Below are 12,910 nucleotides of genomic sequence, written 5' to 3'. Positions count from 1 at the left end.
GGAACAGAAGGCGAGTTCAATCAAAGACCCGTGGGGTGGGGAGTACGCGGAAATGCGGCCCAGTATATTGGCGCCCCATGTTTTCCCGCTGGCCCATCTGGATGGACACCCTGCCTGGCATCTGCCAGGTGTGTGGGGGCTGGCCATCGCATCCGGTGTGCCAGGCCTGCGCGCGGCGGTTCGCCGGGGCAGTGGCGCGTTGCGACGCCTGCGCCGCACCCGTGCCCGATGGCGTTGCCCGCTGCGGCGCCTGCCTGACGTGCTCCGCCCCCCCAGCCTTGCAAGCCTGCGCGGCGGCGGTGGACTACGCCTATCCCTGGGACCGGCTCATCGCGCGCTTCAAATTTCGGGGCGAACCCGGCTGGGCCGGGCCCTTTGCAAAACAGATGCTGGGCGTGCCCCATGCCCGCCAATTGCTCGCGCAGTGCGATTGCATGGTGCCCGTACCACTCACGACCACCCGCCTGGGCGAACGTGGCCACAATCAGGCGTGGGAACTGGCCAAGGCGGTGCGGCGGCAGGCCCGGCCGCTGGGGCTGACCGTGCCCGCCGGGGCCGACCCGGAGGCACTGGTTCGCCTGGTGGAAGCACCCGACCAGCACAGCCTGTCGCGCGAGCAACGCCTGAACAACCTGCGCGGCGTTTTCGCGGCACACCCGGAGCGTGCGGCCCGTCTGCACGCGGCCCACGTGCTGCTGGTGGACGACGTGACCACCACGGGTGCCACGCTGCAGGCAGCGGCGCAGGCGCTGCTGCAAGCTGGCGCCGCCCGCGTCAGCGCGCTGGTGTTTGCCCGAACCCCGCCACCCGGATGATGCCCAGGGGGTACAGTCGCTGCCCACAAGCCCTGCGAACCATGTTCCACATCGTCCTCGTCGAACCCGAGATTCCGCCCAACACCGGCAATGTGATCCGCCTGAGTGCGAACACGGGCTGCACCCTGCACCTGGTCGAACCCCTGGGCTTCTCCATGGACGACCGGCACATGCGCCGCGCCGGGCTGGACTACCACGAGTACGCCGACGTGCGCCGCCACGCAGGCTGGCCGGCCTTCCTGCAAACCGAATCACCCGATCCTCAGCGCATGTTCGCTCTGACCACGCGCGGCAGCCAGAGCGTGTTCGACACAGCCTTCGCCCCCGGCGACTGGCTGGTGTTCGGCTCCGAGACGCGGGGCTTGCCCGAGGCGCTGCGCGAAACCTTTGCCACCGGGCAGCGCCTGCGACTGCCCATGATCGAAGGCCAGCGCAGCCTCAATTTGTCCAACGCCGTGGCGGTCACGGTGTACGAAGCCTGGCGCCAGATGCAATTTTCCCGACCGGTTCCGTGATGCAGGTCACGCGGGTGCGGGACAGTCTCCTTCACAAAGCCCGCGAAACGCGCAACATCGCGCTTGCAGCTTGTTACAGGCCCTGCCGACCATCTCAAGGCATGGCCTGGTCAGCTACCCGCCAACCCGCAGGCTGCACGGAGACCAACTTGATTTCTTCTCTCGCCCGGATCTTCGGGGTGACCATGGCGCCGCATCAGCGCTCACCCCGGTCGGCCAGTCTGAAAGACCTGGCCATGATCCGCAATCAGTTGATGCGATGCATCGCGGACTGCACGAGCCAGACCGCGCAACGCCTGCGCTCAAAGATCGACCAGGCGCGCAGTGCGCAGGAACTCTGGATGCTGCGCAACGACGCCTTCCAGCTGATCTCGCAGCAGCACAACCAGTCCATCGCAGCCGAGCGCATCAACGCGCTGATTCAGTGCTTTGAGGGCTGGCTCGAGCCCAAGCAACTGGTCCTGATCAAGTAGCACGCCTGCCGCGCTGCGCTCGACCTCCTCGGGGTGCCACACCTGAGGCACAGCGGAATCGGCTCCTCGGTGTCACTGGATAGGGGACGGCATGCTCCGGAAGGAGCGGCTCAGGGGTACAGGCGCGCCATCGACTCGGCCACGCAAGCAGGCTTGTCGCCTCCCTCACGCTCCACCACCACCGACCAGGTCAATTGCAGGCCCTCGCGCTCGATCGGTTCGGCCAACTGCAGCGTCATGCGGCCGCGCAGGCGGCTGCCAACGGGCACCGGCGAGGGAAACCGCACCCGGTTCAGCCCGTAGTTCACCCCCATGCGGGCACCCCGGATGTCGAGCGCGCTGTCGAAGAAGGCCGGCAGCAGCGACAGCGTGAGAAACCCGTGCGCAATCGGTGCGCCAAACGGTCCGGCCTTCGCGCGCTCCACGTCCACATGGATCCACTGATGGTCGCCGGTGGACGCGGCAAACAGGTTCACCCGTTCCTGAGTGATCTCGATCCAGTCGCTTACCGCGACTTCCTGCCCCACGCAGGCGGCCAGTTCAGCCAGCGATTCAAATGTCTTCATTCAGGCCCCTGGACAGGAAACAACGCCGATCGTGAACACCGCAGAACCAGCTTTGCCGGGCCGCAGGTGTTGCCCTCTTGAGGGGGTGGCGCAAAGCGCCGCAGGGGTGGGCCATTTCAGTTGTCCAGCCACTGGCAGATGCCCTGCCACTGCTCCAGGTCCTTGGGCATGCGACCCGGCGTCACATCGAACAACGTGAGGCCACGTGCAGCCAGGTGCACGTAGTTCTGCGTGTCGCGCAGGGCGCCCAGCACCGGCAGACCCAGCGAGACCACAAACTCGCGAAGCTTGTCGGCCGAGATGGTGCGCATGTCCACGCGCATGCCCACCAGGCCCACCTGCACTTTGCTGGCCCGGCTGGACTGCGCCAGTTCGTCGAGAAAGCTGCGGGTGGCGTACATGTCGAAGATGCTGGGCTGCAGCGGTACCAGCACCTTGTCGGCCACCTTCAGCACTTCCTTGAGGCGCGAGCCCTGGAGCCCGGCGGGCGTGTCAAGCACCACATGGGTCACATCCTTCGGGGGCCGTCCCACCAGATCTTCCGAGATCTCCCAGGTCTGGATCACGCGCGCAGTGGGTGGGCGCAACTTGAGCCAGAGGGCCGAGGACTGTTGCCGGTCGGCATCGCCCAGCATGACCGAATGTCCCTGGCGGGCAAAGTAGCCAGCGACGTTGGTCGACAGCGTGGACTTGCCCACGCCTCCTTTGGGATTGGCAACCACCACGATGGGCATGTAAAGCTCCTTTGTGTGTGTAGACACCCCGCCCGCGCGGTGCGGTGGGGAAGGCGAAATGCGATGCCTATGGTATCGCCAAGGCGTCCCAGACCAATTTGCAGCCGGTGAGGAACATGCCCGTGTAGACCAGGCGATAGAACAGCAACGGCTGGATGCGGTGCGCCACGCGCACGCCCACCCAGACCCCGATGGGCGCCAAGGGCAGCAAGACGAGCGAGGTCGTCATGTTGCGCAGGTCGAGCAGGCCCAGCCAGGCGTAGGGAATCCATTTCGACAGATTTACGAAGAAAAAGAAAAACGCCATGGTGCCCGTGAACAGCACGGGAGAGAGTCGCATCGGGATCACATAGGCGTTGATCGGCGGGCCACCCGCGTGCGCAATGAAGCTGGTGAAACCCGAGGCCGCCGTGAGCAGAGCACCCACCCACCTGGGCGGTGGCGCACTGTCTGCCCGTGGCGGGAAAAGCAGGCGTTGAGCGAGAAACAGCAGCGTGAACACGCCCACAATGCCAGCCACCAGGCGCGCGTCCAACACCTTGAACAACAGCGCACCCACCACGATGCCCAGCAGCCCCCACGGAATCAGAAACATCAGCAGGCGGCGATCGACGTTCTTGCGGAAGGCCGCCATGCCCAGCAGGTCCATGAGCAGGAGCACGGGCATGAGGATGGCAGCCGCCTGGGGCACCGTGACCGCCAGCGCCATCATGGGAACGGCCAGCGAGCCAAAGCCAGCGCCAAAGCCGCTCTTGCTCAGGCCCAGCAACAGCACCGCCGGTATGGCAACGGCGTAGAAATAGGGATCGGTGATCAAGGGCATGGCGCGACGACAATGCGGGAATGCAAAACATTCAGTTCTGGGGCGAGACCCTGCGCCTGCTGGTGGAGCTGGCGGCAACCGCCGCCTTTGCCCTCTCGGGCATCCTCATGGGCGCTCGCATGCGGCTCGATGCCGTGGGCGTGGCCGTGGTGGGCTTCCTCGCGGCCTTCGGCGGCGGCACGCTGCGCGACCTTCTGCTGGACCAGCGGCCGTTTTTCTGGGTGCGTCATGTAGAGCTGCTCTGGGGAGTGCTGGGCCTGTGCGTGCTGGCCATGCTGTTCCTGCGGAGCCGGCACATGAAGCTGACCGAACGCGCCATCCAGTGGCCCGATGCACTGGGGCTGGGCCTGTTCACCGCCACCGGCGTGCACCAGGCGCTGCTGCTGGACATGCCTGCCCTGGTGGCAGTGCTCATGGGCCTCATCACCGGCGTGTTCGGCGGCGTGCTGCGCGACGTGGTGTGCAACGAGATCCCCACCGCCTTCAAGGACCACCGGCCATACGCGCTGTGCGCCTTTGCCGGTGGCTGGCTGTACGTGGGCCTCTGGCATGTCGCGGCGCCGGGGTGGCTGGCCCTGATGGCCTGCGTGGTGTTCACGGCGGGCTTGCGTGGCCTGGCGCTGTGGCGCAACTGGCAATTGCCGGAATGGAAACTCTGAGGTCGTGCGCCCCAAGGCTTCGGCTTGCGCCCTTCATCACACGCGTTCCAGTACCAGCGCAATGCCCTGCCCCACTCCGATGCACATGGTGCACAGCGCAAAGCGGCCACCCGTGTGGTGAAGGCGGTTGATGGCCGTGGTGGCCAGGCGAGCGCCGCTGGCGCCCAGCGGGTGACCCAGCGCGATGGCGCCGCCCCAGGCGTTCACGCGCTCGTCGTCGTCCTTCAGGCCCAGCATGCGAAGCACCGCCAGCCCCTGCGCGGCAAAGGCCTCGTTGAGCTCGATCACGTCCATCTGCTCCAGCTTCAAGCCCGTGAGTGCCAGCACCTTCTGCGTGGCCGGCGCCGGCCCGATGCCCATGACGCGTGGCGCCACGCCAGCCGTGGCCATGCCAACGATGCGTGCCTTGGGCGTGAGTCCATTCTTCGCAGCCGAGGCCTCGTCGGCCAGCAGCAGTGCACAGGCGCCGTCGTTCACGCCGCTGGCGTTGCCCGCCGTCACTGTGCCGTCGGGCCGAACCACGCCCTTGAGCTTGGCGAGCGCTTCCAGGCTCGTCGTGCGCGGGTGCTCGTCCTGGTTCACGACGATGGCATCGCCTTTCTTCTGCGGAATCGTCACGCCCACGATTTCCCGCGCCAGATGCCCGGCCTGCTGCGCCGCCACCGCCTTCAACTGGCTGGACAAGGCCATGCGGTCCTGCGCCTCTCGCTCAATCTTGTAGTCGGTCGCCACGTTCTCCGCCGTCTCGGGCATGGAGTCCACGCCATACTGCGCCTTCATCAGCCTGTTCACGAAGCGCCAGCCAATCGTGGTGTCGTATACCGCGTTGCTGCGGCTGAACGCCGACTCGGCTTTGGGCATCACGAAAGGCGCGCGGCTCATGCTTTCCACGCCGCCGGCAATCATCAAGCCGGCCTCACCTGCCTTGATGGCGCGCGCCGCCGTGCCCACCGCGTCCAGCCCCGAGCCGCACAGGCGGTTGATGGTGGCACCCGGCACCTCCATCGGCAGGCCCGCGAGCAGGCTGGCCATGTGCGCCACGTTGCGGTTGTCCTCGCCGGCCTGGTTGGCACAGCCGTAGATCACGTCGACCACGGCGGCCCAGTCGACATTGGGGTTGCGCTGCATCAACGCCTTGAGCGGAATGGCGCCCAGGTCGTCGGTGCGCACACTGGCAAGGGCACCGCCGTAGCGGCCGAAGGGGGTGCGGATGGCGTCGCAAATGAAGGCTGGATGAGTCATGTGGGTCTCCTCGGGTCGGTCTGTGACTGTAACCAAGCGATGGCTGTAGAAGAAAGGACTACCCACGATGCGTCGACCATGTAACTCGACACGGGGAGCGCATGAGCGAGATACGTTTGCCGCGAGGTGGTCACAAACGGTGACCACCTCTCCAAGCTCAAGTTCTCCAAATCGCTGCCGCATGGTTTCGCAGAACACGGCGCGATTCATGCTGCCAACGTGCTCGCTTCGACCAGGCCGTCGAAATGGGCATCTACATGGTGCGCGCCTTCGTCCCCCTGAGGCTGGCTGCCAGCTTGCATGCGGATCTGGCCCAACGCGTGGCCGAACTCGAGGAAAGAACCAGGCGCCTCGAAATCTCGCACGACACGGGTAGCCGCAACGCGCGCAACCAGCTCCGTCAAATGTTAGATGCCATCCGCGAACTGACCGTGCCACCGGAGCCGGCGAAGCGGCCCATCGGGTTCGCGACACAGGAAAACAATAGGGCACCAAGGCAGGCCGCAGCACGAAGTGAGCCTGAGCCAACAAGCCAGATTCCTCATGAAGAAGTTTTCCACTCCTCCAAAGCAGCGATGGCCATCTGGCCTTGCCTCATGCGCAAGTCGATGCCCCTCAACTTCGCGCTCGACTTTCCCTATCGATTGACCGCAAATTTGCGCTTTTGGTACTTGACGTCCGGATCAGTCCAAGACGCCAGCCCCCGCCGGTGGCTTGCGTCGTGGCTGTAGTTGACCTTGCCTTTGGGGCCCACGTCTTGCGTGAGGTCGATCCGTTTTATGCGCAGATGCCGCCGCGTGCGGGGCGCTTCGTCGAAGGCCGGCTCGGCTAGTTGGCGGGTTTCGGATAGGACGGCGGTGAGTTCAAGCATCGCCCTGCTGCCAGGAACAGCGCAGAACCAACAAACAAACGTAATGACAGCGTCCGGCTCTAGACATGAATGAACTTGGTCGCGGCACTCATTGGGGGATGGTGAGACGGGACAATCCAGTCAACGAGCAACGGGCACCTGAATCACTTGCTCTGAGCGACAGCAGCCATGTTCAACCCGTCCCAGTCCAACGCCCGATGCTTCTACTGTCGGTTCTTGCAACATTCCGCTCCAGTGAGCTCATGGCGGCGATCGAGACGCTGGCCGCGCAATGGACTGTCGATGCCCCCTTCGCTCTGCCTGCACCGGGTACTTCTGGTCGATCAACGCCGCCAGGTTGATGCGTTTGATCAGGCGCCCGACCAATGCCAAACCACCACGGCTGCTCAAATCGTAGGGAAGATTCCTGAACACAAAATCGACCCGATCCGACAACAACTTTTCCTTCATCCGCTGTGTGCAAGTCAGATGGGGGCAAGTGCTTGATTCCTGCAAGGATTCACCCTTGCTGCTTAGGCGATGTAACGGATTCAGAAGCCTTTAAAAGTTATGTTTTTAGCAGCATGCACACGCCTTCTCCAAACTCAAGAACTTTTACACGAGATGAAAATCTTGACTCATCACCCTGATTGTTCTTAATTGCACTTTCGTGAGTAAGATCAACCAATGATTTTACGAAACCAACCATTCCAAAATCGTGCGACGGAATTCTTTTTGGAAGACTGTTGTTATGCGGTAGTTGCGGGAAGTTCTGAAATCGGCTGCCATCTGGCCAAGAGTCCCAATAGCCCGTCCCCCAGTCCTCGATAAAATACGCCCCATCAGATTTAACCAAGGGAAAAACAATATCAAACGTCAGCTTTGAAAAAAAGCCATAGTGGGAAGCGTCTTCAATCACCAAATCTACGCCCTCAGGGAAGGTCTGCGTGATAATTGGAAGCAGCTGACTTTGCTCGATCTGATTTGCTTTTTTATAAGTAACGTTTTTATACGCGGTGAAGTCGATCGGCCGGATATTTAAATCCAACGATAGAATCTGAGAATCCGGGAATGCTTCTGAAAGAATCTTCGTGCTTTCGCCTTCAAACGTCCCTATTTCAAGAATCGTTTTGGGGGATAAATGATGGTGATTCAGGAAATCGTCATATTTTTGGTAGTAGAATAGGGGCTTGGTAACCGGATTTCCCGTGTGCGTCTTCGACGCCATCGCATATAATTTCGACATAACCATCTCCTTCTTGCGCATTGTAGCGCATCGAATCCAGCTGCAGGATAAAGGGAGGCGAATGATGCCGAAACGTTTGGTGGCGCGACATTCTCGAGTTAATGCAAACTCCAGTAGCTTGGCTGCGTCCTATGCGAAAACTGGTGCGAAGGAGGTTTGATGTTTTGTGTTGGTCTGGCGATGGTACGCAACGAAGCCGATGTGATTGAGTTGTGGGCGCGTTACAACCTGCGTGTGCTCGATCATTTGCATGTGATTGACCATGGTTCGCAGGACAACACGGCCGATGTGCTCGCGCAGTTGCAGGCAGAGGGCTTGCCCATTAGCCTGCATGGCTGGGGAGAGGGGGCATACCATCAGGCCGAGGCGATGCGTGACGTTGGCCGCACGTTGGCCGCGCAGGGGGGTGTGGATTTTGTGGTGCCGCTTGATGCCGACGAGTTGCTAGCCACCAGCCGGCCGGGCTTGCATTCCGCTTTGCTGGCGCTGCCGCCCGGCCATGCCGGGGCCATGCGCTGGCGCACCTACTTGCCTTCGGCGCTGGCACCCCCTGAGGGTGAGCAGGCATTTTTCCGGCACATGACGCGCTACCGCAGCGAAGAGTTGCCTGCGATGCTCAAAGTGATTGCTCCAGCAGCTATGCTGCTCGATCATTGTTGGCAAATGGGCAACCATGCCTTGTTCCGTGAATCGGACTCTCAAAAGGTGCCGGTGGTCACGCTGCCTTTTGCCTTGGCGCATTTCCCGGTACGAGACGAAGCGCAGTTGCGGCGCAAAGTGAAGATGGGTGCGCATGCGTCCAGGCTCAAGACGCGGCGCATCCGGAACGAATCCTGGCATTGGCTGATGCTCGACGCGCTCTTCCGCGAGCGCGATGCGCAGCAGCTCCCCGTGGATTTGCTGCCGATTGCTTTGGCCTATTCTTATTCCAATCAACATGATCTTGTTGCAACCGCTCAACAGATTTTGCAGGGCGGGGTGAGCGACGCACCCGAGGTCGTGCAGCGTTATGTCGCCAAGCCGTTGACGATGGCCGAAGTGGACCACTGGCTGGCCGTGTCAGAGCAAGAACATGCCGCCCATCTGTCGCAATTGGGGGTGGCCGAGTTCAATGCGGCCAACCGAGCTTGGCGCAGTGGTGATTGGACGGCCGCATTGACCGCATACTCTGAGGCGGCATTCCTCGCACCGGCTCTGGCGCTTGCCCATCTGGGTCGCGCAAGATGTCTGATGAATCTGGGACAGTGGATACCTGCGCGTGAGGCATTTGCTGCGTGCTTGCGGCTCGAGCCAACCAACTTCAGCGCTTGGCTGGAGTCAGGCCACCTGTGCCGAAAGATGGGTGAGCTAAAACAAGCGGCTGACGCCTACCAGCAGGCCATAAACGTCAGCTCAGAGCGCTATGAAGCGCATTTGGCGATGGCGCGGGTGTTGCACCAGCTGAACCATAAGCCGCTGGCCAGTCAGGCCTTTGAGAAGGCCATGGCGCTGGCCACAGCCCAAGCGGGTGGAACAGGTTCTGGCGCTCTGCCTGCCCAGGTGGCGCACCGCATGGGCCAATACCTACTGGAGCTGGGCGACAACGTGTCGGCCATACAGGTACTGAGTCTGGCCTTACAGGCTTTGGGGGAGCCGGCCGATGTGAACCGCCTAGCCGAGGTGCGGAAGGATCTGGACGAAGCCTTGCAGCGCGTTGGCCAGCACGGCGGCTCCGTGACATCCGACGACATAGAGGGCAACAAGGCAGTCCGCAGCACAAAGTGAGCTTGGCCCAGTGATCGGGCATCATGGGTATTCGCAGCGCGTCAGACGCGCTGCCCATCCAACTGGCGCCGTTTCCTCTCGCCTTCGCATTCTTCGAAGGGCGGACGAGATACTCACAATGGGTGTTTTCACCTCCCATGTGTTGCCTGAAGTGACCTGCGCCACAACCCTTGCCGAGGAGAAACCATGCTGATCGAAGAACGCTGCTACGTGCTGCACGCCACCTCGTCGCCCGCCGATTTCATGGCGGCCTACCATCGCAGCGGCGGCAAGGAACTGCAGACCCGCATTCTGGGTGGGCTCGTGGGCTACTACGCCACCGAAATCGGCGAGCTCAATGCCATCGTCAGCATCTGGCGCTACGAGTCATTCGAAGAACGGCTGTCACGCCGGGCCCAGCTGGCCGCCGAACCCGGCTGGCAGGCCTACCTGGGCGAGGTTCGGCCGATGATCAAGTCCATGAGCAACCGGCTCATGACCCAGTTGCTCTGAGCCCGTCACAGACATGTTCAACCCATCCCAGGCCGACGTCCGGCGTTTCTACTGTTCGGTGTTCGCCAAGTCCCGCTCTGGCGAGACCATGGAGGCCATCGAGACGCTGGCCGCCCAATGGATCGACGAGCACCCGGAACACCACGCGGAACTGGCCGACGTGGACGCCGCGCTGGCGCGCCTGGGCGACGCCCATCCGTCAGGCGACAACCCCTTCCTGCACCTGTCCATGCACCTGTCCATCAGCGAGCAGTGCAGCATCGACCAGCCTCCAGGCATCCGTCAGGCGGTGGAGCTGCTCACCGCACGGCGTGGCGACCTGCACAGCGCACACCACGAGGTGATGGAATGCCTGGGCACCATGCTCTGGGAGAGCCAGCGCGCCGGGCGGCCACCCGACGGACAGGCCTACATCGAGGCGGTGCGCCAGAGAGCCACCCGCGACTGAAACAAAAAAGCCGCTCACACATGGGAGCGGCTTTTTTGCTGGCGGTGCGGCGGTTCAGCGGAAACGCGATTGCGGCACGACCTTGAGCTCGCCTTCCACCGTGGACAGGTACTTGGCAATTTCACGCATCTCGGCGGGCGTGAATTGCTTGGCGATGCCGGCCATGATGCCGTTGGAGCGGCCGATCACGTTGTTGCCTTCGACCGTGTAGGCCTTGAGCGCGAAGAACAGGTAGTCGGCGTGCTGGCCGCCGATCTTGGGGTAGCTGGGGTCGATGGGCTTGCTGAAGTTGGCACCGTGGCAGGACGCACAGGCGCCTTTTTCCACCAGGGCAGCGGCTGCGGTGCTGGCCGACCTGGGCGCCTCGGGGGCGATCGTGTCGGCGTGCGAGGCGTAGAAAGCGGACAGGTCGGCCATGTCCTGCTCGCTGAGGGAGGCGGCAATGCCCCGCATGGTGGGGTGCTTGCGATCGCCCTTTTTGTAGGCGTTGAGCGCGGAGACGATGTAGGCGCCGGACTGGCCGGAAATCTTGGGCACCTTGTGGATTTCGGGGAAGCTGTTCTGGTAGCCCTGGATGCCATGGCAACCAATGCACATCTCGGCCTTTTTCTGCCCGGCCTGCACGTCACCCGTCACGCCCTGGGCCTGGGCGGAGATGGCGACCGCAGAAAACGTCGCAGCGGCGACAAGGGTACGGGCGATCGTGGACAACGTTTGGATCATTTTGCAAGCACAATGAAAGGGACGGCCGAGGAAAAATCAACCGCCGATTATATAGACTGGTCGAACGCCACCCTACCCCCAACCCTTGCACGAAGCTCCTCATGAAATTCAAAGGCTCCGAGAACTACGTCGCCACCCAGGACCTGATGCTGGCGGTGAACGCTGCCATCACCCTGCAACGCCCGCTGCTGGTCAAGGGTGAACCGGGCACCGGCAAGACCATGCTGGCCGAGGAAGTGGCGCAATCGCTGGGGCTGCCACTGCTGCAATGGCACATCAAGAGCACCACCAAGGCGCAACAGGGCCTGTACGAATACGACGCCGTGAGCCGGTTGCGCGATTCGCAACTGGGCGATGAGCGCGTCAAGGACATTCACAACTACATCGTCAAGGGCGTGCTCTGGCAGGCTTTCACGGCGGACCAGCCGGTGGCCCTGCTGATCGACGAGATCGACAAGGCCGACATCGAGTTCCCCAACGACCTGCTTCGCGAACTCGACCGCATGGAGTTCTACTGCTACGAGACGCATGAGCTGATCCGCGCAAAACATCGCCCGCTGGTGTTCATCACCTCCAACAACGAGAAGGAACTGCCCGACGCTTTCCTGCGCCGCTGCTTCTTCCACTACATCAAGTTCCCCGACGCCGAAACCATGCAGCGCATCGTGGACGTGCATTTCCCCAAGCTCAAGAAGGAACTGCTGGCCGCGGCCATGAAGACCTTCTACGACGTGCGCAACCTGCCCGGTCTCAAGAAGAAACCCAGCACTTCCGAGCTGCTCGACTGGCTCAAGCTGCTGATGGCAGAAGACATTCCGCTCGAAGCGTTGCAAAGCGCCGACAGCAAGGTCAGCGTGCCGCCGCTGGTGGGCGCGCTGCTCAAAAACGAGCAGGACACCACCCTGTTCGAAAAACTCGTGTTCATGAACCAGAGAAACCGATGAGCCGTTTCATCGAACCCGTCATCCTGACCGGGCGCAACTGGGTGGTTCTGGAGCCCATGGAGCGCCGGCACGCCGACGAGTTGCTGGAAGCGGCCAGGGATGGCGAGCTCTGGAATCTCTGGTACACCAGCGTGGCCACGCCGGACGCGGTGATCGGCTACATGGACGCCGCCATGCGCATGCGCGAGGAGCTGGGCGCCATGCCCTTCGTGGTGCGCCGCAAGGCAGATGGAAAGATCGTCGGCTCCACGCGCTATTTCAATGTGGACTCGAAGAACCGCCGCCTGGAGATCGGCCACACCTGGTACAGCCGCAGCGTGCAGCGCAGCGGCCTGAACACCGAGGCCAAGCTGATCCTGCTCAAGCACGCCTTCGAAGCTCTGGACTGCATCGCCGTGGAGTTCCGCACCCACTGGTTCAATTTCGACAGCCGTGAGGCCATCGCCCGCCTGGGCGCCAAGCAGGACGGCGTTCTGCGCAACCACCAGATCAGCCCCAACGGCACGCTGCGCGACACCGTGGTTTTCAGCATCATCGCCAGCGAGTGGCCCACGGTGAAGGCCCACCTGCGCTGGCTGCTCAACAAGCCCCGGGGCTGACCGACCGCTTCCAGGAG

General features: G+C 62.6%; 17 protein-coding genes. 10 read left to right on the top strand and 7 right to left on the bottom strand.

Features of this window, described 5'->3' with window-relative positions:
• Positions 1–101 precede the first annotated feature (101 nt).
• The 3 genes from AB7F11_RS07525 to AB7F11_RS07515 all read left to right on the top strand — a co-directional run bounded on the left by AB7F11_RS07525 (position 102) and on the right by AB7F11_RS07515 (position 1,803).
• Positions 102–815 carry a ComF family protein gene (locus tag AB7F11_RS07525; protein WP_428300730.1) on the top strand — a complete coding sequence of 238 codons (714 nt, stop codon included), beginning with the start codon at positions 102–104 and terminating at the stop codon, positions 813–815.
• A 41-nt stretch (positions 816–856) separates the two neighbouring features.
• Positions 857–1,330 carry a tRNA (uridine(34)/cytosine(34)/5-carboxymethylaminomethyluridine(34)-2'-O)-methyltransferase TrmL gene (trmL, locus tag AB7F11_RS07520; RefSeq protein ID WP_428288045.1) on the top strand — a complete coding sequence of 158 codons (474 nt, stop codon included), beginning with the start codon at positions 857–859 and terminating at the stop codon, positions 1,328–1,330.
• A gap of 149 nt (positions 1,331–1,479) precedes the next feature.
• A complete protein-coding gene (locus tag AB7F11_RS07515) occupies positions 1,480–1,803 on the top strand; it encodes a hypothetical protein (protein ID WP_428288044.1) in 324 nt (107 codons plus the stop codon).
• Positions 1,804–1,913: 110 nt separating this feature from the next.
• Here AB7F11_RS07515 and AB7F11_RS07510 read toward each other — a convergent pair whose 3' ends face one another.
• The 3 genes from AB7F11_RS07510 to AB7F11_RS07500 form a co-directional block, all read right to left on the bottom strand.
• Positions 1,914–2,369 carry a MaoC family dehydratase gene (locus AB7F11_RS07510; RefSeq protein WP_428288043.1) on the bottom strand — a complete coding sequence of 152 codons (456 nt, stop codon included), beginning with the start codon at positions 2,367–2,369 and terminating at the stop codon, positions 1,914–1,916.
• Positions 2,370–2,485: 116 nt separating this feature from the next.
• Positions 2,486–3,103: an AAA family ATPase gene (locus AB7F11_RS07505; RefSeq protein WP_428288042.1), complete on the bottom strand. Its 618-nt coding sequence runs from the start codon at positions 3,101–3,103 to the stop codon at positions 2,486–2,488.
• Positions 3,104–3,170: 67 nt separating this feature from the next.
• Complete coding sequence (locus tag AB7F11_RS07500) at positions 3,171–3,926, bottom strand: sulfite exporter TauE/SafE family protein (RefSeq protein ID WP_428288041.1); 756 nt, start codon at positions 3,924–3,926, stop codon at positions 3,171–3,173.
• A 20-nt stretch (positions 3,927–3,946) separates the two neighbouring features.
• Here AB7F11_RS07500 and AB7F11_RS07495 point away from each other — a divergent pair, with 20 nt between their 5' ends.
• Positions 3,947–4,585 (top strand): trimeric intracellular cation channel family protein, encoded by a 639-nt coding sequence (locus AB7F11_RS07495; RefSeq protein WP_428288040.1) that lies wholly within the window; start codon positions 3,947–3,949, stop codon positions 4,583–4,585.
• Between the two features lie 36 nt (positions 4,586–4,621).
• Here the strand turns inward: AB7F11_RS07495 and pcaF are convergent, their stop codons facing one another.
• Positions 4,622–5,827 carry a 3-oxoadipyl-CoA thiolase gene (gene pcaF / locus AB7F11_RS07490; RefSeq protein ID WP_428288039.1) on the bottom strand — a complete coding sequence of 402 codons (1,206 nt, stop codon included), beginning with the start codon at positions 5,825–5,827 and terminating at the stop codon, positions 4,622–4,624.
• 245 nt (positions 5,828–6,072) lie between these two features.
• On the opposite strand from pcaF, the gene AB7F11_RS07485 reads away from it, so the two are divergent.
• Positions 6,073–6,558, top strand: a complete 486-nt coding sequence (locus AB7F11_RS07485; RefSeq protein ID WP_428288038.1) for a hypothetical protein — start codon at positions 6,073–6,075, stop codon at positions 6,556–6,558.
• Between the two features lie 380 nt (positions 6,559–6,938).
• Here AB7F11_RS07485 and AB7F11_RS07480 read toward each other — a convergent pair whose 3' ends face one another.
• Together AB7F11_RS07480 and AB7F11_RS07475 are read right to left on the bottom strand one after the other, a co-directional pair.
• Positions 6,939–7,148, bottom strand: a complete 210-nt coding sequence (locus AB7F11_RS07480) for a hypothetical protein (RefSeq protein WP_428288037.1) — start codon at positions 7,146–7,148, stop codon at positions 6,939–6,941.
• A 97-nt stretch (positions 7,149–7,245) separates the two neighbouring features.
• On the bottom strand, positions 7,246–7,923 hold the full coding sequence (locus AB7F11_RS07475) for a hypothetical protein (protein WP_428288036.1): 678 nt from the start codon (positions 7,921–7,923) through the stop codon (positions 7,246–7,248).
• A 180-nt stretch (positions 7,924–8,103) separates the two neighbouring features.
• Between AB7F11_RS07475 and AB7F11_RS07470 the strand changes: the two genes are divergently transcribed.
• The 3 genes from AB7F11_RS07470 (at position 8,104) to AB7F11_RS07460 (ending at position 10,627) form a co-directional block, all read left to right on the top strand.
• A complete protein-coding gene (locus tag AB7F11_RS07470; protein WP_428288035.1) occupies positions 8,104–9,687 on the top strand; it encodes a glycosyltransferase family 2 protein in 1,584 nt (527 codons plus the stop codon).
• Positions 9,688–9,873: 186 nt separating this feature from the next.
• Positions 9,874–10,179, top strand: coding sequence for an NIPSNAP family protein (locus AB7F11_RS07465; RefSeq protein ID WP_428288034.1), 306 nt, complete (start codon positions 9,874–9,876; stop codon positions 10,177–10,179).
• Positions 10,180–10,192: 13 nt separating this feature from the next.
• Positions 10,193–10,627, top strand: a complete 435-nt coding sequence (locus tag AB7F11_RS07460) for a DUF1841 family protein (RefSeq protein WP_428288033.1) — start codon at positions 10,193–10,195, stop codon at positions 10,625–10,627.
• 54 nt (positions 10,628–10,681) lie between these two features.
• Here AB7F11_RS07460 and AB7F11_RS07455 read toward each other — a convergent pair whose 3' ends face one another.
• Positions 10,682–11,350 (bottom strand): c-type cytochrome, encoded by a 669-nt coding sequence (locus AB7F11_RS07455; RefSeq protein ID WP_428288032.1) that lies wholly within the window; start codon positions 11,348–11,350, stop codon positions 10,682–10,684.
• A 101-nt stretch (positions 11,351–11,451) separates the two neighbouring features.
• On the opposite strand from AB7F11_RS07455, the gene AB7F11_RS07450 reads away from it, so the two are divergent.
• Positions 11,452–12,294 carry an AAA family ATPase gene (locus AB7F11_RS07450; RefSeq protein ID WP_428288031.1) on the top strand — a complete coding sequence of 281 codons (843 nt, stop codon included), beginning with the start codon at positions 11,452–11,454 and terminating at the stop codon, positions 12,292–12,294.
• Positions 12,291–12,893, top strand: coding sequence for a GNAT family N-acetyltransferase (locus AB7F11_RS07445; RefSeq protein ID WP_428288030.1), 603 nt, complete (start codon positions 12,291–12,293; stop codon positions 12,891–12,893). The genes AB7F11_RS07450 and AB7F11_RS07445 overlap by 4 nt, the downstream gene beginning before the upstream one ends.
• Positions 12,894–12,910: the final 17 nt, after the last annotated feature.

The organism is Hydrogenophaga sp., assembly GCF_050250835.1.
Classification (GTDB): Bacteria; Pseudomonadota; Gammaproteobacteria; order Burkholderiales; family Burkholderiaceae_C; genus Hydrogenophaga.
This window is presented reverse-complemented; position numbering and strand designations above follow the sequence as displayed.